General features: G+C 41.4%; 23 protein-coding genes. 7 read left to right on the forward strand and 16 right to left on the reverse strand.

Annotated elements, in window-relative coordinates:
* Positions 1–22: 22 nt before the first annotated feature.
* On the forward strand, positions 23–2308 hold the full coding sequence (locus BG260_RS07810) for an efflux RND transporter permease subunit (protein ID WP_069131400.1): 2286 nt from the start codon (positions 23–25) through the stop codon (positions 2306–2308).
* Here BG260_RS07810 and tmk read toward each other — a convergent pair.
* The 5 genes from tmk to BG260_RS07835 form a co-directional block, all read right to left on the reverse strand.
* Positions 2305–2907 carry a dTMP kinase gene (tmk, locus tag BG260_RS07815; RefSeq protein WP_069131401.1) on the reverse strand — a complete coding sequence of 201 codons (603 nt, stop codon included), beginning with the start codon at positions 2905–2907 and terminating at the stop codon, positions 2305–2307. The two genes, BG260_RS07810 and tmk, sit on opposite strands and share 4 nt — an antisense overlap.
* A 15-nt stretch (positions 2908–2922) precedes the next feature.
* Complete coding sequence (locus tag BG260_RS14360; RefSeq protein ID WP_245683928.1) at positions 2923–3576, reverse strand: PspC domain-containing protein; 654 nt, start codon at positions 3574–3576, stop codon at positions 2923–2925.
* Positions 3577–3679: 103 nt separating this feature from the next.
* On the reverse strand, positions 3680–4258 hold the full coding sequence (locus BG260_RS07825) for a 5-formyltetrahydrofolate cyclo-ligase (protein ID WP_069131402.1): 579 nt from the start codon (positions 4256–4258) through the stop codon (positions 3680–3682).
* The gene (bshC, locus tag BG260_RS07830; protein ID WP_069131403.1) at positions 4255–5871 is read right to left on the reverse strand and encodes a bacillithiol biosynthesis cysteine-adding enzyme BshC; all 1617 of its coding nucleotides are present in this window, start codon (positions 5869–5871) and stop codon (positions 4255–4257) included. The genes BG260_RS07825 and bshC overlap by 4 nt, the downstream gene beginning before the upstream one ends.
* 1 nt (position 5872) lies before the next feature.
* On the reverse strand, positions 5873–6466 hold the full coding sequence (locus tag BG260_RS07835; RefSeq protein ID WP_069131404.1) for a bifunctional nuclease family protein: 594 nt from the start codon (positions 6464–6466) through the stop codon (positions 5873–5875).
* Between the two features lie 119 nt (positions 6467–6585).
* Between BG260_RS07835 and BG260_RS07840 the strand changes: the two genes are divergently transcribed.
* The 5 genes from BG260_RS07840 (at position 6586) to BG260_RS07860 (ending at position 10597) form a co-directional block, all read left to right on the forward strand.
* A complete protein-coding gene (locus tag BG260_RS07840) occupies positions 6586–7017 on the forward strand; it encodes a hypothetical protein (RefSeq protein ID WP_141691542.1) in 432 nt (143 codons plus the stop codon).
* 11 nt (positions 7018–7028) lie between these two features.
* Positions 7029–7250: a translation initiation factor gene (locus BG260_RS07845; protein ID WP_069131406.1), complete on the forward strand. Its 222-nt coding sequence runs from the start codon at positions 7029–7031 to the stop codon at positions 7248–7250.
* Positions 7251–7334: 84 nt separating this feature from the next.
* Entirely contained in the window at positions 7335–7712 is a 378-nt protein-coding gene (locus BG260_RS07850) for a response regulator (protein ID WP_176719457.1), read from the forward strand.
* A 57-nt stretch (positions 7713–7769) separates the two neighbouring features.
* Complete coding sequence (locus BG260_RS07855) at positions 7770–9974, forward strand: patatin-like phospholipase family protein (protein ID WP_069131408.1); 2205 nt, start codon at positions 7770–7772, stop codon at positions 9972–9974.
* Entirely contained in the window at positions 9971–10597 is a 627-nt protein-coding gene (locus BG260_RS07860; protein ID WP_069131409.1) for a tetratricopeptide repeat protein, read from the forward strand. The genes BG260_RS07855 and BG260_RS07860 overlap by 4 nt, the downstream gene beginning before the upstream one ends.
* A 1-nt stretch (position 10598) precedes the next feature.
* Here BG260_RS07860 and BG260_RS07865 read toward each other — a convergent pair whose 3' ends face one another.
* The 10 genes from BG260_RS07865 to gatB form a co-directional block, all read right to left on the reverse strand.
* Positions 10599–10895: a hypothetical protein gene (locus tag BG260_RS07865; protein ID WP_069131410.1), complete on the reverse strand. Its 297-nt coding sequence runs from the start codon at positions 10893–10895 to the stop codon at positions 10599–10601.
* Positions 10896–10947: 52 nt separating this feature from the next.
* Entirely contained in the window at positions 10948–11556 is a 609-nt protein-coding gene (locus tag BG260_RS07870; protein WP_069131411.1) for a sigma-70 family RNA polymerase sigma factor, read from the reverse strand.
* A gap of 59 nt (positions 11557–11615) precedes the next feature.
* Complete coding sequence (holA, locus tag BG260_RS07875) at positions 11616–12671, reverse strand: DNA polymerase III subunit delta (protein ID WP_069131412.1); 1056 nt, start codon at positions 12669–12671, stop codon at positions 11616–11618.
* Between the two features lie 67 nt (positions 12672–12738).
* A complete protein-coding gene (locus BG260_RS07880) occupies positions 12739–13839 on the reverse strand; it encodes an aldehyde dehydrogenase family protein (RefSeq protein WP_083750171.1) in 1101 nt (366 codons plus the stop codon).
* Positions 13836–14840 (reverse strand): LuxE/PaaK family acyltransferase, encoded by a 1005-nt coding sequence (locus BG260_RS07885; protein ID WP_069131413.1) that lies wholly within the window; start codon positions 14838–14840, stop codon positions 13836–13838. The genes BG260_RS07880 and BG260_RS07885 overlap by 4 nt, the downstream gene beginning before the upstream one ends.
* A gap of 16 nt (positions 14841–14856) precedes the next feature.
* Positions 14857–15354 carry a hypothetical protein gene (locus BG260_RS07890; protein ID WP_069131414.1) on the reverse strand — a complete coding sequence of 166 codons (498 nt, stop codon included), beginning with the start codon at positions 15352–15354 and terminating at the stop codon, positions 14857–14859.
* Positions 15351–16643: a phosphoribosylamine--glycine ligase gene (gene purD / locus BG260_RS07895; RefSeq protein WP_069131415.1), complete on the reverse strand. Its 1293-nt coding sequence runs from the start codon at positions 16641–16643 to the stop codon at positions 15351–15353. The genes BG260_RS07890 and purD overlap by 4 nt, the downstream gene beginning before the upstream one ends.
* Positions 16644–17417 carry a triose-phosphate isomerase gene (gene tpiA, locus BG260_RS07900; RefSeq protein WP_069131416.1) on the reverse strand — a complete coding sequence of 258 codons (774 nt, stop codon included), beginning with the start codon at positions 17415–17417 and terminating at the stop codon, positions 16644–16646. It lies immediately after the preceding gene.
* A gap of 5 nt (positions 17418–17422) precedes the next feature.
* The gene (locus tag BG260_RS07905; protein ID WP_069131417.1) at positions 17423–18787 is read right to left on the reverse strand and encodes a TlpA family protein disulfide reductase; all 1365 of its coding nucleotides are present in this window, start codon (positions 18785–18787) and stop codon (positions 17423–17425) included.
* A gap of 50 nt (positions 18788–18837) precedes the next feature.
* Complete coding sequence (gene gatB / locus BG260_RS07910; RefSeq protein ID WP_069131419.1) at positions 18838–20286, reverse strand: Asp-tRNA(Asn)/Glu-tRNA(Gln) amidotransferase subunit GatB; 1449 nt, start codon at positions 20284–20286, stop codon at positions 18838–18840.
* Positions 20287–20509: 223 nt separating this feature from the next.
* Between gatB and BG260_RS07915 the strand changes: the two genes are divergently transcribed.
* Complete coding sequence (locus BG260_RS07915; RefSeq protein WP_141691544.1) at positions 20510–21304, forward strand: hypothetical protein; 795 nt, start codon at positions 20510–20512, stop codon at positions 21302–21304.
* A 16-nt stretch (positions 21305–21320) separates the two neighbouring features.
* On the opposite strand, the gene BG260_RS07920 is transcribed toward BG260_RS07915, so the two are convergent.
* A complete protein-coding gene (locus BG260_RS07920) occupies positions 21321–22382 on the reverse strand; it encodes an agmatine deiminase family protein (protein WP_069131424.1) in 1062 nt (353 codons plus the stop codon).
* Between the last annotated feature and the right edge of the window lie 197 nt (positions 22383–22579).

A 22579-nucleotide genomic window follows, 5' to 3' on the forward strand; every position in this document is an offset into this window, starting at 1 on the left:
CAAACTATTTAAATCCAACTCATTGAAACGCTTCGGAGAATTTATACTTGCTTACCCAAAATCTGTTCTTTTTGGACTTATGTTGGTTCTGTTTATTTCAATTTTTCCGGCCTCAAATATACGCACGGATTTTAACCTCGAAGGTTTCTATCCACAAAGTGATCCGGTAATAGCAGATTATGAGCAGCTTGAAAATGAATTTGGACGGGATGATAATACAATTATAGTAGGATTTCGTCACGACTCCCTGTTCAGTAAACGTGTCCTGACGGACATCAGGGAGATTTCGAATCGTTTTAAGGAGATGGATCATATTGAAGAGGTTCTCTCTATTCTCGATGCCCGGGAAATTAAAAGCGTGAACGGTCAGCTCACATTCAATTCTTATGTTGATTTGGATGTTATGAGCGAATCAGAGCTCCAACAATTAGAGTCCGAACTTCTTTTAGACCCGTTTATCACAGGTTCACTCTTGGGGGCTTCCGGAAAAGCGACAGCCATTGTTCTACGGATTGATGATGCGGAAAACACGTTTTTCAACAGAAATATTATTATTAATTCACTGAATAACATTCTGGAAGAGTACTCCAGCCGATATGAGTTTCATACGTCAGGAATTCCCTACTTCCGTAATCAATATGTGAATTTACTGAATGGGGAGATCGTGATGTACATCGCAATTTCCTCTATTCTCATCATATTTCTTCTTTGGTACATCTACAGAACCATATGGGGTGTCCTATTCCCAATGGTCATCGTTTGGTCAACACTTCTGCTAACCGTTGCAATTATTCAACTTACAGGCGGTTATCTCGAAATTATGAGCAGTACCATTGCACCGATCCTTCTTTGTGTAGGTGTAGCCGATGCCATACATATGATCTCAAAGTATGATGATGCAAGAGAGGCCGGTTTGGCAAAACGAAAGTCAATTATTGAAATGGTGCAAACATTGGGCAGCGCAACATTTTTAACAAGCCTGACAACCGCCATAGGATTTGCCACTCTTCTCACAAGTACTGTCATGCCTATGAGAAGATTTGGACTCTACACAGCAATCGGGGTCTTAACGGCCTATGTTATTACCATTTTCTTCCTGCCTGTCATCCTCTCAAAGGTGAAGCAAAAACGTGTTTTTGATGAGAAGTCGGGCACATTCTACCCGCTGCTTCAAAAATGGCTTCACAAAATTTCTGCACTCAACAGAATGAACTACAGAAAAGTCGTTCTGATTGGGCTTCTTATTACGATTGCCTTTTCAGCCGGGATTGCCAAAATAGATGTAAACGGTAAAGTATTTGATGATGTAAGTGAGGATACGGAATTGATGCAGGATAGCCGGTTTTTTACCGATAACCTCGCCCCTCAGTTTCCCATGGAATTTTTGATCAATACCGGTAATCCAGATGGAGTACTCTCTGCAGATCTGCTGCAAAGAGTTCAGCAATTTGAAGAGATCCTATTAAGCTATTCCGAAATTCATCGCGTTATAGGGTTACACACTCTCATGAAAGAAGTTCATAGAGTCCTCTCCGAAAAAGATCAAATTGAAAACCGCTTATTACCGCTCCCGGAAGATGACCGGGCAATTGCTCAGTACACTCTTCTGCTCGAAATCAATGAGGCAGACGAACTCTACAATCTTACTGATTTTGATTACAGTAAACTCAGGCTGACAACATTAACGGAAGATGCCGGTTCAAAGCGAATCAATGAAATCAGAGATGAATTTAAAAGCGAAATGGAAAGGTTGTTCCCCAACGAGGAGATCATTATTACGGGTACAACAATCTTAAGTGCAGATCTTACGGATAAAATTGTCTACTCCCTTGCCTGGAGTATTTTACTCGCAGTTTTTGTGATTACATTGATAATGGCTGCGCTATTTAAAAGTTTTAAAATGGCTTTTATTGCCCTGGTACCCAACCTCATACCTTTACTGATTGTAGGCGGAGTTATGGGGTTTGCCGGTGTTGATATCAAACCTTCAACTGCCGTTATCTTTACGATAGCACTGGGTATTGCTGTGGATGACTCTATTCACTACCTCGCTCGTTTCAGAATAGAGTATTTACGAAGAAAAGCACTTCTGCCCTCCCTCACAGCAACTACTGTACGAACAGGACGGGCAATCATCGTTACCAGTTTAATACTCATTGCCGGTTTTGGAACTTTGATATCAAGTGCATTCACCTCTACCGCTATGATGGGTATTTTAGTCTGTACAACAATTTTCGGTGCATTGATGGCCGACCTGTTTGTTCTGCCATCCCTCTTCTATTGGCTGAAACCCAAACTCAACATTTAAAGCTTTTCTCTTTTAATTCTTTGAAGAATAAGCTGATGAATTTCATCAGGCGGCAAGGTTCCGTCAATAGTTTCAAACCGGACCTGTTTTGAAAGTTCATCATAACCGCGTATCACTTTATGAAAAAACTCACTTCCTGCTCTCTCCATTCTGTCTTTATCATTTCCGTCTGTTCTGTGATCTGCAGTTTCAAGGTCTATTTTCAGATAAAAAGTGACATCCGGAACTGTATTATGTGTGGCTACCTTATTGAGTATCTCGATCTGCTCCAGTGAGACAGAGTTTCGGCCATATCCCTGATATGCGGTAGTTGAGTCAAAAAATCTGTCCAGAATTACAATTTCGCCTTTTTTTAATCGCGGTAAGATCTCTTCAGCGATTAGCTGGGAACGAGCTGCTGAAAATAAAAGCAGTTCTGTTACCGGATCCATCTCTGTCGTCTCATGAAGCAACAAATTCCGAACCTTCTCGGATAGTTCTGTTCCGCCGGGCTCACGAAATATTGAAAACTCTATGCCCTCTTGTTCAAAATGCTTTTTTAACAGATCTATTTGTGTTGATTTTCCACAGCCGTCTATTCCTTCAAATGATATGAGCACAGTTACAAAATTGGTTTAGTTAAAATCGTCCATCAGGGTAACCGGTTCCTTCGGCATTACAATCGACATCGCTATATAAGCAAGAACGGCGGTTCCCGAACTCATCAGAAAAGCAACAACAAACAGTATTCGAACAATCGTAGAGTTCATGCCCAAATACTTAGCCAAACCGCCACAAACACCGGCTATTTTGGTATCGGTGCGGGATTTCATGAGTTTGTTTTCAGATGTAACAGAGTAGTCGGTTTTTCTTTTCGTTCGGGTTTGTTTCTTACGCTCTTTATCAGAGTAGAGAAACTGATCCAGTTTGTCGTAGGTCTGTTGAACCTGTTCATCTTCCACAGCTTGCTCAATCTTTTTTTTCTGCCCCGACTTTTTAAACATTGTCAGCAAAGTGATTGCTAAAAGAGCTCCTCCCACATACGGCATAAATTGGATTAAACCGACCATAAACGGAGATGAGGTAAACCCTATGAGTTCTGTGGCCACTGTATGGCCAACATATGCAAATGCGGCAAAAATCATGGCTAAACCCGTAATCGTTCGGATATTCCATATTCCGGGTGTGGGTTTCTGTTCGTTCTCTTCAAGGAAGGAGTGCAATGTACTCTGCAGTTCCTGATCAGATACTGCAACGGAAGAATCGATATGTGAAGTTTTCGTACTCATAATTCCGGCTGTGATGGATTCATTTTTTTATCGGTACGAATTTCCCGGTTTCATGTTACATTGAATTAAAATATTCATCAATTCAGCCAATGGAACTCTACTCCTACTCAATTATTCTGCTATTGGTAATCAGTTTATCCAATTGAACATCATGTTTACCTGTTGGTAATAAAGTATCCGAAATTTGAACGTCAAACAGAAGGCCTATTTTGGGTGCCGAAATTTCTTTCAGAAAGCGATCATAATATCCCTTTCCATACCCTATTCTGTTTCGTTTTACATCTCCTGCAAGCATCGGTACAAATACGATATCTATATCTTGGGCTTGAACTTCATGAACTGTAATCGGCTCGGGAACACCCCAATCATTCGTATGGAGATCCTTTAGAGAATGAATTTCTGAATGAATTAAGATTCCATTCTCTTTCATTACCGGAACAATGACTTGTTTGCCTATCTCAAATGAATACTCAATCAGCGGATAGGTATCCACTTCATTTCGGTCTGTCATCGAAGTAAAAATATGGATGGTATTGGCTTTTCTGTACTCTTTCAGGTTGATAATTCGATCATAGATCACCCGATTTGCCTCAACCATGTAATCCTTCGTCAGGTTTGAACGAATGGAGTGGTATTTTTTACGAACTTCTTTCTTCTGCTCACTAAGATTCGGGTGACTCATAAATAGATCAGTTTATGTGTATCTGAATCTTCATTTTTGAGCTCGTTCAATAATTTATCAAATAGATCTAAGCCATATTTATTCAGAAAATAGATAAATGCAATCTCTCTCTCCTGTAAATTCCCACCGGGATAGAGGTTCGATTTGATTTTGGAAATACGGTCAATTTGGGTTTTTTCCTGCTGTTTTAATGACCGGTAGATTTTTCCCTTCAGCTTGTCGAGCTCTGTAAAATATATAGCACTGGCCTTTCCTGCACTATTTTTCAGAGTCGGATCAATCTCACCAATCACCTCTTTTTTTTGATCAGTCAGTTCATTTACTTTCTGTTTCCATTCACCAAAAATTGCTTCGATATCAGGTTTATCACTTTTTTCAATAAACTGAGACTCTAAATCTTCAATTCGCTGATGGTACTCTTCAAGTGTAAAAGGAAGCTTATCAAAGATCCTGTCGACAGCCGACTCTACAATCGTGGCACTAAAACGTGGCAAAATTTGAGGCATTTTCTGTTTAAATAATTCATAAACGCCTTTCATCTGGGCGTAGTAGGCAACCTCTCCCGGGCCGGCAACATAGCTGATAACCGGAAGAAGCCTATCCTGGAGTACCGGGCGTAAAAATACATTTGGTGAAAACCGATTCGGATGACTCTTAATTTTTTCAATCAGTTCGTCTGAGGTCCATTGTTCGCCTGTCTCTTCTACACTCCAGGTTCCGTCGGTAACTTTTAACTTTGCACGGTGATTATTATCCGTTATGTAAAACAGATTGCTTTCCGTGAGGTGAACCTGGCCGTGATAACCCTCATTTTCAAGTTGATCAGTTGTTTCTGAGAGCGATTGATAGATCTCTTTCTGATTTTTCACACTTTGTACAAGAACATCTGCAACTTGATTTTTAACTAAATCGGAATTGCTGCCTGCCAAAACCAAGCCATGTTTTCCGAATAGTTTCATCATAAGCATTCCAAACGATTCAGATACAGTGCGAGAAGAATTGTAACATTCATCCAGTAATTTCCACAAATCATCACTGAAGTCTGTTTCAAATAGCCGGTCATTAACGCATTGTCTGAAAGAGTCGATAACATCACCTAAAGGGAGTTCACCGCTTCTGATTTCACTCATTTCGAAATTAACTTTGCATGAACTCAGGTCATCCTGATTCAATAAGCCAATTTCAGAAATCTCTTCGGCATCATGATCTTCATCTGCAAGCCAAAAAACCGGAATAACCGGACGGTTTAAGAGCTTTTCATACTTTTCTGCTGTAATGATCGCACTTAATGTTTTATAGATTGTATATAACGGTCCACCGTAAAGGGTAAGTTGCTGGCCTGTCACAACAACAAGTGAATTGCTCTCCTTTAACCTATTAATATTGTGAAGGCTCTTTGCACTCGCACCGAACTTTTTGTTGAAATCCGTCAGAAATTCGGTGGCAACCTCTCGATTTCCCAAAAACTGAAAATCATTCGCTCTCTCTTGTAAAGCCTTATCATCAAAAGGAGGTGATTCAAAAAATTTTAAAATTTTGTTCTGCTGTTGGCAGTAATTTTTAAACAGATCAGAGAATGGAAGTTTTGATACAGCGTATGGTTTAATCTGCACTTTAGCCCTTCAATTTTTGAATTTGATCCCGAAGCTTAGCTGCTTTCTCGTAGTTCTCCGTTTCAATAGCTGTTTGGAGTTCCTGCTCAAGCTTCTCCATTCGCGACATTTCGGGTTGCCCCGCCTGGTCTTCGGCTTTTTTACGTTTGCCTTTGCCTTTCGTTGCCGTTGCCGGAGATTCCTCTTCAGTTACAATTCCGGCTTCATCCAAAACTTCAGTATTCACAAATATGGGAGCTCCAAAACGAATAGCCAGTGCTATAGCATCACTGGGACGGGCATCCAATTCAAGTCCTTCATCTTCGTTTCCTGCACAATGTATTTGGGCAAAAAAAGTGCCTTCACTTAAATCGTTAATCACCACTTTTTCTACCTTGGAATGAAAACTTTGCACCAAACTTTTGAGGAGATCGTGGGTCATCGGGCGTGGAGGTTTGATACTCTCCAGTTCAAGGGCAATTGCCTGGGCTTCAAATGTTCCGATGATAATTGGTAACCGGCGATTGCCATTTGCTTCCGAGAGTATCAGCGCATAAGCTCCCCCGCTGCTTGGACTCGTCGACAACCCCAATATGTCCATTTTTACTGTCTGCAAATCTTTCTCCTTATTTTTTAGATATCTGTATCTTCAAGCCTTACCTTATTTAAAGGTAACTAATTTAAAATTTCATTTAAATTGTTTGTTTAAAAACCATCCACAGTCATAAACACGTTTTGTCACTAATCATTCCTGTTAAAAAACATATCTGGAAAATAGCCTCTATCGGTATGGGGTTGATCATCTCCATTATGGTGATCCACATTATGCAGTTTTTAAACTATACCCTCTATCAAACACCCGATGGTGTGGATTTAACTCTACAGCAAAACTACACCGATTTTATTCTTAACAATCCACAGTTTTTGGCAGGTGTTCTTTTCAGTAATATAACGGGCAGTTTTACTGGGGGCGCCATCGCCAAACTTACACACTACTCTGTAAGCATATTGATGGCCGGCTGGGTTGGCTTTGTGTTGATGATGTTGGAGGTGTTCAACCTTCTATCTGTTGAATACCCCGTTTGGTTTTGGATATTAACAGTAGCTCTGTACATTCCTTCAGCATGGGCCGGAGCATACTTTGTCAGTACATTTCAACATAAATAAAGAGGTAAATCTTGAAAGTAGACATTAAAGAGAAAAGGAATCCTAAAACCGGCAATCCAATGACCGTGATTTCGGATATCATACACAACCCGCAGCACATTGAAAAACTGGCAAAAAAACTTAAAAGTAGCTGTGGTGCCGGAGGACATGTTGAGGGAAAGTCTATTATTATTCAGGGATCACATTCCGAAAAAGTAAAAAAGATTCTCTCCAAAGAAGGATTTACGTTTTAGCCTTAGAAAAACAGATATTAATTCAATAAACTTCGTGAAGTTTTTTTACATTGCTTCAGAAAATGGAATTTAATGCGTAGTGCTTTGGAAAAAGATACTAAGAAAATACTGCTTGTAGAGGATGATGGCGTTCAGCAGGTCATCATGGAGAGATTTATCAATAAACTGGGACACACGGTTTTGGCAACCGTTTCTGAGGGAGCTGCAGCTGTGGAATCTGCATTAAAACTCAAAGGTGTCGATTTAATCATCATGGACATCAAGTTGGGAGATGAACTGGACGGTATTGATGCGATGAAAGAGATTCGTAAAAAATCAGACGTCAAAGTCATCTACATAACCGGCAATACTGATGAAATCACTAAAAACAGAGCCGCCGAGACTGCACATGAAGCGTTTATTTCCAAACCAATAACACCAGAAAATTTAGAGAGGGCCATTTCCAAAGCCTTCAGCGCTTAACTCAGCCCGATATCGTTTCTCCTGATTGAGCCTGAAGTCTGAATGAGGCTGACAGGTATGACTTATAAAACAGTTCTCAAATCTTTACTAATTCTACTGCTTTGCTATTCTCCTGCCGGTGCACAGAATCTATTTTCTGATTCTGCCAAAAAGATAACGGAAACTTCCGATTCATTAAAAGTTGGTGTTGTACTCAGTGGTGGTGGTGCACGAGGAATTGCTCACATCGGTGTATTGAAAGCATTGGAAGATGCCGGTGTACGGATTGATTTTATTACCGGTACCAGCATGGGAAGTCTCATTGGAGGGCTATACGCAATTGGCTACACCGCAGATCAGCTTTCTGAGTTGGCTCGAACCAGTAATTTTATTGAACTTTTTACCGAAAATCCAAATCGACGGTATATATCAAATTACGAGAAAGGATTTGACGAGAGAACAATATTGTCGGTTCCAATTAGTGAGAGAGGACTTTCCCTTCCATCCGGATTGATTACGGGTCAAAATGTATACTCCTATTTATCCAGACTTGCCTGGGTTGCACACGGTACCGAAGATTTTATGGACTTTCCCATTCCCTATGCTGCCGTGGGTACAAATATAGAAACCGGAGAAGCCGTAGTTTTTACATCCGGGTATTTACCGGATGCAATTCGAGCCAGTATCTCTATTCCTTCAGCTTTTATACCTCATGAAATTGATGGAGAGTATTATATCGATGGAGGCCTGGCTCGAAATTTACCGGTACAGGAGGCAATTGATATGGGGGCAAACTTCACGATTGCAGTGGATGTTACAACCCCCTTAGAACCAATAGACAGCCTTAGGACCTTGACGGATATTATGAATCAGTCCGTGCAGTACAGAATCAATGAACGTGTACAAGAGCAACGTAAACTTGCCGATCTGGTCATTGAAATAACTGAAGCTGATCAATTTTCTGTTATCGATTTTGATAAGGTTGAAGCATTGATAAAAATTGGCGAGAAGTATGGAAAGCAGTATCTCGAAAAATTCCAAGAAGTTGCCAATTTACAGTCGGGCCCGCACCAGCCCCGGACTAATTTATCCCCCCCTACTCCACTGCCTATTCAAAACTTAATCATTGAAGGTAATAGTCTGTTTGATGACGATTTCATCGCCAGAAAACTTGAGTTTGAACCCGGTGCACGCTTAAGCCCTGAACTGATTGATGAAAAGATAAGTAAGCTTTACAGTTCAAGATACATTGAACAGGTAACCTATCGTATTAAACCGGACTCTTCGTACTACTACAATCTTCATATCAATATTCGTGAAAACCGGCGAAATGACTTTAGGGTTGGTCTCAGATATGAAACACAGACCATGGCATCCATCCTTTTTGAAGCGTCTTTTCAGGACGTATTTCATGCCGGCTCTATTAACAGACTTGAGGCCAGACTTGGGGATCAAATGTTGATTGGCGGAGATTATATCTACTATGGTGCTCTCGGTTCGCGTTTTGCAGCCCTCACCTCCATCCAATATCATAGAGAAAATATTGATTGGTATGTTGATCAGAATCGGGTCTCTCAATTCAGAAATCATACCTTAAGAGGAGAAATATCGGCCGGAAACTACTTCAGCACCAACCATCTCTTCGCGTTTGGTATTCGAAAGGATTTTATTTTCAGAAGAAATGAAATTAATCCGGATCAGATAACCGCAGAACAGACCGATTACCATGCTTTCTTTTTTAAATACCATTACGACTATTTTAATCGTAAATCGTACCCGAATAGTGGTCAAAAAATCGTAGCAAATCTCTACCACAGCCACAACACATTTTTCAGCCCGATCGACTTCTCTTCCGGACGATTTTTCTGGGAGGGATACTATCAGGTAACCAATTCGTTTAGTATTCGCAATTCCCTTTATGCCGGTTATACCTATGGAAATGAGATACCCTGGGATTACTGGAACACCACAAACCGATACATTCAGGATATCGGATATTTACACTTTGGAGGAATAGAACGGTACGAAGTTTCTAACCCGCATATTCAGGCTGCTTCTATAGGTTTTCAATTTGAGCCTTTTTACCACAGATTTTTGAATATCGATTTTCAAGCCGGTCGTTTTCCTGAAGAGTTCAATTTTGATCTAACTAATGGTGACATTGAGTTTGGAGCTTCAGTATCTTTAGGTGCCTTGACTATTGTAGGGCCTATAAAGGCTATCTTGTCAACGGGCACAGTCAACTCATTTAAAGCAGAATTACAAATAGGTTATCAATTTTGAGAAACGAAGCAGACGTTAGAGAACAGATTCATATCATAGAAAAAGAGCTCAACCAAGAGCCGGATAACGCCGGTTTACATCACGATTTAGGTGTAGGATACTATCTGCTTGGAGAGTATGATGAGGCAATCAGCCATTTGCAAACTGCCGCGGAGCTGGTTCCGGACCGTGCAGATTACCTATTTAATTTAGCAAACGCTCACAGTGAAAATGACGAACCGGATCTGGCTGTTGATCTATATCTGAGAGCTCTTGATATTAAACCGAATCATATCCCATCTTTGAACAATCTGGCAGACTGCTATGAAGCGCTGGGAAAATTTGACGAAGCTCATGAACTGTTCCACTACCTTACGCGGTTAGATATTGAAAATGCGCTCTCCCACTTTAATCTCGGGAATTTCTTCCTGCGTCAGAATCAACACATTGAAGCGGCTAAATGTTATGAAGAGGCTCTGAAGAGAGATAAGGAATTTACAGACGCTTACCACAACATCGCCTGGATACTGTTTCAGGCAGGTGCTTTTGAAGAGTCTTTGGAATATGCAGAGAAGGGCTTAAAAGTTGAACCGGACCACAAAGAGTTAATGGATCTTAAAACGGAACTTCAGTCAAAATTCTGATCTAAATTACTGTTAAATCCCGATCCACAATACGGCTTCTATTTTGTTGTGCTGTTTCACGGTCAAGCTCCATGGCAAAACGGGCAGCCATCCGCTGATCAAAACCCGAACGAACACCTTTTTTCGGCAGCGATTGAAGTGCAAGATGAACTCTTCTTCCAATCATTGCCTCTCTTTTCAGCTCTGGAGTCAAATCCATCAGCGATTCGAAAGATTGAAGTTCTGCTCTGCTCAGTTGATTTTCACTGTAATCGAGAAGAAATGAAGTAATTTGGGTGTCTTCAGACTTAGAAATCATAAAAGGAGTATAAATTTCTGTTAAGCGTTCAGAAATTCATACTCCTATTTATCTAAATTGTTTCCGGCTTCACGTAACTGCCAATGATTTCTTGGAGTTGCTGGCGTCCACGGTTAATTCTGGACTTTACAGTACCCATGGCAGTGTCTGTAATTTCAGCAATTTCTTCATAGGTAAGCTGTTGTATATCCCTGAGAATTACAGCTTCCCTGAAATCATCATTCAACTGCTGCAGAGCTTTTTCGAGCTCCTGAACGCTTAACTTCAGGTGAAGCTCTTCATCCTGCAGAATCACAGTATCCTGAATTTGCATTTCCCGATCATCAGGATCAGACTCATCGGCATGGATAGAAATTAAACTCATTCGCTGCTTTTTCTTGTACATGCTTTTAGCCAGGTTCAGAGCAATGGTGTACATCCAGGTCGAGAGTTTTGCAATTCTCTCGTAAGATTGACGGCTGCGGTAAACTCGAAGAAATGTCTCTTGTACCAAGTCTTCACAGTCTTCATGATTGTGAGTGTATCGGTAAAGGAAATTGTGCAGTCTGTCTTTGTATCGATCTACGATGATGTTGAACGCTTCCATTACACCAGCCTGCAGGTGCTCCATTACATCTTCGTCCGACATTTGTCTCAGTTCGTATACGCTTGCACTTTTCATAGTATTAACTCCTTTTATGTTGCTAGTTTACCGCAACACCGGGTTAATACTGATGAGTACTACCCGATGATACGCTTAAGCATGAGGAGAAATATCGATGAGGTATCTAAAGTGCTGAAACCTTTTGACGCCCGATCTGCATCGAGCAAGGCTTCGAATATCCGGGGCATTTCTGCCAGTCTGAATTGTGAAGCCTCCCGCCACTGGGCATTAAAAATGTAACTGTTTTTAATTCCCAGCTCAGATTGAACCTGATTTTTGTTCAACCCTTTTTCGGTCAGCCGACATATTCGCCAGATATTGCTAAACACCATGTAAAAGAACCCCAACGTTTTAATTACTTCTCCAACGCTGTAGTTCTTTTGTTGCAACATCTGTTCCGATATGCCAAGAGCTTTTTCTAAATTTCGCTCTATCACCGCCTCTTTGAGCTCTATGACCGTATAATCGCGATATGAGCCGGAAATTTTTTTTATGTGCTCCTTTTCAATACGCTCACCGGTGTCCACAAAAGTGCACACTTTTTCTATTTCTGTGGACAGTAGCTTTAGATTTGGCCCCACCATTTGAGCCAGAATCTGGGTGGCAGCAGGATGAATCTCTCTCTTGTGAATATTTTTTGTCCAGTCAGAGATCCAGTCGGGAAGCTGATAATCTGCCACTTCTTCGAACTCATACTCTGCTACCAGATTATTCTTATTGAGTTCCTTGCCAAGACCGGTTCGTTTATCGGGAAATTTTGAATCTATCAGGCAGAGTACACAGGATGGATTAGGTTGTTTAACATAAGCTGTAAAATCATTTAGAGTTCCATCATCGGTCTTGTCGCCCAGTTTGGTAAAATCCTTCACAATTACAACACGGCGTTCTGCCATCATCGGAAAACTTCTGGCAATTCCAAGTACCTGAGCCGGAGTAGAGTCATTACCGTAAATTAGATCGAAATTAAAATCCTTCTGCTCCGGCGGTACCAGTTTCTCAATCTCCTCCTGCAGAAGATCTTTGAAAAAATCCTCCTCTCCATATAGGTAATAAATCGGGCGAATATTCGATCCGCTTTTTAGCTCACGAAACGCTTCTCTGAATAGATCGATACTGGATTTATATCTAGCCAAGCCTGAAAAGTATTTTAATTATGTAGGTTCAGAATTGAATGTTTAAAGTATGAAAAACCCCCGACAATTATGAGGCTTTACCAAACGAATTAAACCGCTTTGAAAGCCATTCAATCGTATCCACTCCGTCGGGTTTCCACCATATATCAGGTTTTTGCGCCTTCCACAATTCATCAATTTCAAACTCAGTACGATCAAAGAGTGATTGAGGTAAAATACCGGAACTTGTATAGACCGATTGAAGCCCATTACTATATTTGTTTACAATGTCCAGCAGTGTCTTTTCATCTCCCTTGATCCAATGCAGGATAAATCTATCCTCCGGCCGTTTATCGGTCTCTTCTATTAAAAAGTTATCAAGCCACGCCTGTTCTATGCCTACGGCCTTATTGGTTGCATACCGGTAAAAAAGATCATTTTCCGGGTTATTGTGTTGTGGGTTCTTCAACCAGAAAGATTCAACATAATCTGTAAAATGGCATTTCTGACTATTTAAACTGAATGGAGCAACTACAATTCCAACCGACCGGCAACCTGTTCCGCCATAACGAAAAACAGCCTCTGTCAAATCCTTCATTGTTCTTTCACTATGATCGGTAATATATGCTATAGAATAGTGCGCGGTTCGCATCAATCGTGGCGTATTTTCATCCGCAATACCATAGTTCTGCAGGGAATGGATTACTTCTGTTACACTCTCCTCAGACCCGGCAAAAATAACGGCATCCGATTGTTGATCACGAAAATCCTGCAATTTTGTTGAGTAGTTCCTTTCACCCGGCACACCTTGTTCGTCAAGTGTTTGAATAAGTGTGGGCAGCAACCACGGATCTTTTCTTGAGAGTTTTCCCCTGTAATTCAATCCCGTCAATGTAACAGCAAGCAGATCCTGCAAACCCACCAGCGGCAGATTTCCGGCGTGTAAACACAGAACTGTTTTATCCGAAGAGAATGGCAAAGGGGCCCCGCTATGTTCAACCCATTTTTTCAGATTCTCTTCTGTAAGCGAATTTTTTAGGTGAAGGATTTGATGTTTGATGTCGTGGAAACTAAACAATTTCTCATCTACCGTTCGATCAATTGCCTGCTTCAAGCTATTGTTATCGGGTTGCAGCCAACTCTGAACGGCATCAGCAACCTTTTTGATATGAGTTGTATCTGCGATCACTCAACCTCCTGCTCTACCAGAAAATTACAGCCTCTAAGGTCATTGTCATTCCATCTTCCAAGTACTTTAAACATCCCGTTTTCGTTCATCACGCCTCTGTCGTCGGTCAAAATAAATGAACATGAATAGAGATTTGCCAAATCGATGATACCGATTTTACCTTCTTCTCCGGGCGGGCATGATCTTTCCGGATTTTTCGGATCCCGAATGATAATTTTCACCCATTCGGGAGGTTGAAACCACTCTCCTCCAATGGCGTATGACTGGCTGAGCAGTTCACACATACCATATTCGGAGTGAATTTGTTTTAAAGGAATTTTGAACCCATCTGACAAACTACCTCTCAATTCACTTTTAGTGATGGCTCGTCGATGTGTTTTCATCCCGCCCGTCTCGATAATTTGAACTGTCTCCGGCAGTGAATCGGAATGAAGATCGATCAAATCCATTAAACCAAAGGCAGCTCCAAACAGAATCACATTTCGGTGTTCATTGTCCAATTCCAGAAACAGATCCTTTTTTAATGGTTTCCCTAACGGTAAAAAACGACTTAAACCTGTGGGATCCTGCTCAATGAGATGGTTCAGCATCCAGATTAAAGATGAATGAGAATTTTCAGCATAGCCCGGTGTATAGCATAGAACTGTGGTTTTATCCTTGGGAAAATACCGGTAGAACTCTTTCTCAATTACGGTTCTGTAGAGATCAGCACTCTTCAGATGATGCTCGCTCCTCTCCATATTGGATGTACCGCTGCTTTGGAAAATAACATCAGGGGCACCTTGAAAACTCTTTATTGCTCTCTCTTTAAAAACACGGATTGGAATAAGAGGAATGTGTGAAATATCCTGTTCTGAATGAAGGTTCTCTTTAATTCCAAAAACTTCGCAAAATGTACGGTAAATTGGATTGTTTGTACGCTGAAAATTAAAAACAGAGAGTGCTCTTGAATTAAAAGAGACGGAAGAATCAAGAATCTTATGTTCTATGTTTGAACTCATGAGTAGAAATTTCTCACTACAAACAACAACTGTCGAGTTTAACGGTGCCCCCGTAGATTGTATCCGGTTCCATCTTTTCAGAAATTTTTCCACCTACCCGAATAAATAGCTTTCCACTTTCGGAAACTGACGGCTCGGTACAGCTTTCAGTAGAAAATGGGATCATGGTTAATGGGTCGTTCTCTTCACCGATAAGGAGTTCAAACTCCCCGATCTTTACTTTATCTCCATTCTCATTTGAAAGAAGGATATAATCGGGAAAGATAAGAGAGAGATATTTATTAGGAGTTGCCTGAATGGATATAAGTCCGGCCCAGTCCGATGCCGGGTCAATATAGGTGGTGTCATTTTCTGTTGATGGAGTTTCAACCGAAATATGAATTTCATCAAACATAACACAAATTCCATCCGTCACTTCCACTTTTATGCTCATATTTGACTGTGAAACCTGTTGCCCGATAAGTTCGATCGGCATCCACAGCATTATGACAATCAGTGGAAGTAACTGTTTCATGACACTCTATCTAATCCTTTATGACCGATATCTGTGCGGTAGTAGCAACCGTCGAAATGAATCTTCTTCACATTTTTATATGCGTGGTCGATCGCCTGTTTTAACGTTGAACCTCGTCCTACAATGTTGAGAACCCGTCCGCCATTTGTGATTACATCATCACCATCCTGTTTTGTGCCGGCGTGAAAAACAATAGACTCATCATCCACTTCATTCAGACCGGTAATGGTTTTACCTTTTTCATAAGCACCCGGATATCCTTCGCTGGCCAAAACAACACAACATCGATAATCACCATCAAGCTGAATGGATAACTCATCCAGACGCTGTTCAGTTGTTGATATCATCAGATTAAGGAGATCATTCTCAAGTGTTGGCATAATCACCTGGCACTCCGGATCACCAAAGCGGCAGTTATATTCAACCACTTTGGGGCCATTTTCGGTAATCATTAATCCCACATAGAGAATCCCCTGGTAGGCAGACTCCTCAAGCTGCATTCCGGTGATCGTTCGTTCAATAATTTCGACTTTCACCCTTTCCAGCATATCATCAGTTAAAACCGGTGCGGGTGAATAAGCGCCCATTCCACCGGTATTAAGGCCTGTGTCTCCATCTCCAATTCGTTTATGATCCTGGGCATTATGAAGAATGTGGGATGAATGCCCGTCTGAAATAACAAAAACAGACGCCTCTTCACCTTCCATAAACTCTTCGATCACCAGTTTACTGGCCGCATCCTGCAGTTTAGAGTCATGTTTCAGTGTATTGAGTCTCTTTTTAACCTCTTCTTCACTGTCGCAAATAAATACTCCTTTGCCGGCAGCCAATCCATCGGCTTTTAAAACGATGGGATATGAATCTTTTGATTGAACAAAGGTCAGTGCATCATCAAATTCATCGGCTGAAAATACCGCATAATCTGCAGTAGGAACATCATATTTTACCATAAACTCCTTGGCAAACTGCTTGCTTCCCTCCAATAAGGCTGCTTTCTTTTGAGGACCAAATACGGCTATCCCCTCCTTTTCCAGAAAGTCTACGATGCCGTTCACAAGCGGTACTTCAGGGCCAACGACAACCAGATCGATAGAGTGATCTTTACAAAATTCGACAACTTTAGGAAAATCGCCAGTGTCCAACTTTACGTTTAAACCACACTGTGCGGTTCCGGGATTTCCCGGTGCTATATAAAGAGTTCCAAGATTGGGAGATTTTTTAAGTTTCCATGCAATTGCATGTTCTCTCCCGCCGCTGCCAATCAGAAGTACGTTGTAATTTGTATCCATCTAATTTTTGGAAAGTTTTTCTGCAATAGACATAATTTCACTGAAACTGTCGGCTTTTAGACTGGCACCGCCAATTAACCCACCATCAACATCATTTTGTGAAAGAAGCTCTTCTGCATTGGCAGGTTTCATGCTGCCTCCATACAAAATTCTGACTTTATCAGCTGCCTCATCACTCCACTTATTTGAAATAAATGATCGAATAAACTGATGCATCTCCTGCGCCTGTTCAGGTGTAGCTGTTTCGCCAGTGCCAATAGCCCATACCGGCTCGTACGCTACCACAAAATTTTCTGCATGAGATTCATTGACGAGGCTCAGAATATTTGAGAGCTGTTTCTGAACAACGGCTTTCTGGTCTCCCTGCTGGCGCTGATCAAATTTTTCTCCAACGCATAGAATAGGCTTCATTCCTTCATTCAGCACTTTTCTAACTTTTTTGGCAATGAAATCATCTGTCTCATTGAAATATTCGCGACGTTCGGAGTGGCCAAGAATCACATACTCACATGTCAACTCTTTCAGCATCGAAACGCTGATCTCTCCTGTGTAGGCTCCGTTATTTTCGGTATACACATTTTGAGCTCCGGCCTTGAAAAAGGTGTCCCTGAAGCTTTTTACTACAAACGGCAATGAGACGAATGGCGGGCAGATAAGTGCTTCCTGAGAAAACTCTTTTCCTTCCCACTTGGCTACCATTTCATCGGCCAAGACTTTTGCCTCCGTTGGTCCGGCGTTCATTTTCCAGTTTCCGGCAATCAGTGTTTTACGCATAATATTTATGATGGATTTTGTGAAGTAATATTTTGCAAACCCCGAACAACTTCCCGGAATTCATCACCAACATATCGGCGGATGATGGTTCCGTCTGTGTCGACCAGGAATCGAGTAGGCACCCTGCTGATGTTGAATCGTTCAATCAGCTCTTCGGTATCAAAAGAGTTTGGCTGTACCAAATGCCAATAGAGATCTCGCTCCGTAAAGAAAGCTTCAACTGCAATCGGGCTGGTTGCAATCGGCACGGTTATGATGTCTAACCCGAAGTTACTGTAAATTTGATAGATCGCAACGGTTCGATCAAACTGTTGCTGATAGAGCCTGTTGTCGAAGCGGGTAAATTCGATGATATAAGGAGACCCGCTAAGATTTTCTCCCGAAATCAATTCCCCGGAAATGGTCTCAAATGTAAAGTTTGGAAACGGTGAGCCGGGAGCTAAAAATTCAATATCGTACCCGATATTTTCAGCCCACTCCATGGCCAAAGGCACATCTGAGAATGACTCTTTAAACCGGTTCAGATAGTCGGATGCCTCCTGAGTTCTTGAACTATCGTAAAGAAGCTCAATTCGGTCCATTTGAATCGTCATCTTATCATTCCGGTCCGGTGAAAGATTCTCAACCCGATTCAAAAACGAAAGTGCACGGTCCAGGCCTTCCGTTTCCGTATAGTAATCAATCATGACGGAACGACCGTTAGTGCGAAGTTTATTTTGAGCACCCATTAAATTTTCGGCTCTTTCCACCATCAGAGAATCATTCCAGCCGCTCAAAATAGAAACAGACATATTACCCGCTAATTCTGAAGCTAACGTACCGGGGTTCTCTTGATAGATCTGCCAATAGAGGTCACTCCAGTTTTGGAGCTCTATGGTAACGCTATCGTCGGAAACGGCACCTATATTGATGTATTGAGCCACTCGGTTGAAATTTCGTTCAATTCTCTGGAACGTTCTCAGAACATCATTTTCGGCAGAAGATATCTCTGCGGTTTCGTTTACATTTGGGAGTTGTGCGTTAATTGTAACCGAATCTCCATCCGCAAAAACGACATTTAAAATTCCAAAGGTATTCTGGTTTCGGCTAACCACAACCGGGTACAGATCTCTGCGTTCAAATGTAGCTTTACCGGAAAAATAACCTTCTTCATCCGTTTGGGCGTAGAATAACGTATCTCTTACTTGTTCACCGGATCTTTGAAACGATACGATCAGTTCGATATCGCTATAGTCGCCCGACGAATCCACATTTTCATCAACCGTGATTCGTCCGCTAATAAAAGCTTCATTCAGATCGGAATCAGAGCCTGAGCACCCGATCATCAATGTAATCGCAAATAGTAGTAAACTAACTGCCTTAAATTTCATTTATGCTGTTTTAATAAATTGAATAATTATAGATGTGATCACCTAAGCATTTATGCTTCAAGTTTTTCTGAAACTCTTTCCCTAACCTGTTTTGGATTTGCTTTACCCTTAGATTGTTTCATTACCTGCCCGATAAAAAAGCCAATCAGTGCCTTTTTGCCATCTTTATAACGCTGAACCTCATCGGGATTATTTTCAATCACTTCATCGATAATTGGATCGATAAACCCGGAGTCCGATACCTGAATCAAATTCATCTCTTTTGCAAGCTCTTCGGCAGATTTATCTGAATTGAGCATTTCATTAAAAATCTCCTGCATTGCTGATGAATTAACCTTGTCGTCCTGTTTTAGTTGAACCAGCTCAGCCAGTCTGGATTCAGTTATTGTAAAATCCCGAATTGAAATACTCTGATCATTCAAGACTCTCAAAACTTCTGTTAATACAACATTCGCCACCGCCTTTGGATCGTTCAGATACTGAAGAGTCTTCTCGTAGTAGTCTGCCAACTGCCGGGTTTCGGTTAGTGTGTATGCTACATCATTGGAGAGGCCGAGCTCATCCATAAATCTTTTGAATCTAACACTTGGAAGTTCCGGCAGATCCTTTTTGATATCATCTAACAGCTCATCAGTGACAATAACCGGCGGCAGATCAGGTTCCGGAAAGTAGCGGTAGTCGTGAGCCTCTTCCTTGCTCCTCATTTTACGTGTTTCCAGCTTGTTCGCATCCCATAACAGGGTTTGCTGCACGACTTCTCCACCGGATTCCACAAGTTCAATTTGACGTTCAATTTCGTACGCAATGGCTCGCTCTACATTCCGAAAAGAGTTCATGTTCTTAAGCTCTGTACGGGTGCCAAACTCCTCTTGCCCTCTTGGACGAATCGACACGTTTGCATCACATCGCAAACTGCCCTCCTCCATGTTACCGTCACAAATCTCAAGATATTGAACAATCTGTTTAATCTTTGTCAGGTAGGCATAAGCCTCCTGCGGAGTTCGAATATCCGGCTCTGATACAATTTCAATCAATGGTGTACCGGCCCGGTTCAGATCAACCAGGGTATGGTACGGATCCTGATCATGAATGGATTTACCGGCATCCTCCTCCATGTGTATTCGGGTAATGCCAATTTTTTTGCTGTACTCTTCCAATTCAATTTCTATTCCACCGTCATAGCAGATCGGAGTATCATACTGAGAAATCTGATAACCTTTAGGCAGATCGGGGTAGAAGTAATTTTTCCTGGCAAAAATGGACTTTTTAGCTACCTTGCACTCCGTAGCCAATCCCATTTTGATGATATATCGTACCAGATTTTCATTGAGTACAGGCAGTGTGCCGGGATGTCCCAGGCAAAGTGGTGTAACCTGCGTGTTGGGAGCTGAACCGTACTCTGCAGAAACCGCTGCAAATGCTTTACTTTTTGTTAAGAGCTGGGCATGCACTTCAAGCCCGATAACCGCTTCGTACTTCTTGTTTGAAATTGTGGACATTTCGCTGATTAAAATTACTAAAACTCTTTATGCCTGAAGATATGAAAGTATAAAGACAATGTAACAAGGAATTCCGCCCCTCACCATTTCCATCACCTGCACTCAAGGCAATCCTGTGCCTGCCATTATATCATTAGATTATTTTGTCAATAGCTTCTCAAACTTCAAATTGTTCAAATTTATTTGTTAATTGAATTAACTTCTAATCCCAAAGGAGGTAGGTATGATTATTCTTAAGCGAATTTTACTACTCATCTTTTCTATTCCCCTTCTATTAAGCATACCTTTGGAAGCCCAGGAAAGACAGGGGCATTACATGCATATCGACTACCTGAATATTGACAGAGAGCAGGAGAGCGAGTTTTTGCAACAAATAAATTCCACATTTATCCCGATTCAGAAAACTCGAATTGAGGGCGATAATATTGAAAGCTGGTCTGTTTATCGCGTCACCTATCCGGGCTCACAAAACTCCTTCTACAACTATGTGGTTATTACCATCAGCAACGAACTATCAAGATTTGAAGATATTCTCGATCAATACGCCGACAATTTTTCCCAACGGGAGATTCAGCGGATATCCGAGAACTACAGGAAGTTTTTTACACCCAATCATTCTGAACTCTGGAGAATCAGAAACAGTGTAGTAAAAAGCAGCGAATTTAACCCAAGCCGATATATTGTCATGAACTATATGAGTGTTGGGCTCGGTTATGAGTATGAATATCAAATGTTTGAAGATGAAATAGCCAGGCCGCTCCATGAAGCACGTATGGATCGCGATCAAATGAATGGGTGGGAACTGAACGAGCTGATCGTTCCCGGCGGACTCGATTACGGATATAATTTCTCAACTATCGACTATTTTGATAAGCTGGAACATATCGAGTTTGGTTTTACGGATGAGCTGATTCGCCACGCTCATCCAAATACAAATATCAATGAGTTTTTTGATAATATTTACCGCACCCGGGAATTGGTAAAACGGGAAGTGTGGGAGCTTGTTGAAGCACTTTGATGAATCAATAGCTCAATTAAAAGGAGATGCCGTATAGTTGTTGCGTTATACAGTGAATGCTTCCCTGCCCCCACACAAGATCCGCGCACTCAATACCTACAACATCTCTGCCGGGATAAAACTCCCTGAATAGTTCCAATGCTTCATCATCATGTCTCTCATCATATAGCGGAACCAATACCACACCGTTTGCTACATAAAAGTTGGCGTAACTGGCCGGTACGTATTCAGATCCGTCAACAGTGGTGCCTTTAATTTTTGTTTGCGGCAATGGAAGTGTGACGATATGAAGCGGTTGCCCATGTTGATCGACCGCCCCTTTCAATATCTCATAATTCTCTTTCAGAATTGCATAGTTCACATCATCCGGATCATCTGAAAGCATGGTGAGGATCGTATTTCTATTTAAAAACCGTGAGAGATCATCAATATGGCCATCCGTATCATCCCCCTGCAGGCCTCTCTTTAACCAGATTATTTTTTCCATTCCCAGATAATGTTTTAAGTGAGATTCAATATCACTTTTTGAAAGTTTAGGATTTCTATTTTTATTCAACAAGACTGACTCGGTTGTGAGCAGTACACCTCTCCCATTTGTTTCAATCGATCCACCCTCCAAAACCATTCCGGTAGAGATTAATGGAAGATCAAAAGATTTTGAAAACCATTCCGGAAGCCGGTTATCATCATCAAACGGAGGGTATTTCTCGCCCCAGGCATTGTATTCCCAGTTTGTGATTAAAAAATCTTCGGGATCTTTCAAGTTCTGAACAAAAATTGGTCCGCAGTCCCTTGCCCATACATCATTGATTGGGACGCTATAGAGATGGATTCGATTCAAATCAATCAGCCTGGTTTCCATTAATTTACTCACATCATTAAGGTTTACACCCGGATTCACCAGCAGTACAATCTCTTCGTAAGGATGCAGAGCCTCAATGATGTCCAGATAAACCTGCTCAACGCGCTGCAGACGTTCACCCGGCCATGTTTCCCTGTTTGACGGCCAATGGAGCTGCGTTGCAGAATGCGGTGTCCATTCAGCCGGCATTCTGTATGATAACTGCTGTTTTGTCATTGTCTGAAAAATAGTTTTATGGTTAACCCTTCAAAGAAGGCGTTTCAAAATCCTTTCATAATGAATAGGCCAAAAGTATGAAAATTAAGCGGAAATCCTTTTCATTAATATTTTGTATCCTGAGGCTTCTGCCCGATATTTTCAGGCGCTCCCATACACTGAATATGAATCCTTTTTTGATGAAATCTCTTTCTACC

The organism is Rhodohalobacter halophilus (genome assembly GCF_001715195.1).
Taxonomy (GTDB): domain Bacteria; phylum Bacteroidota; class Rhodothermia; order Balneolales; family Balneolaceae; genus Rhodohalobacter; species Rhodohalobacter halophilus.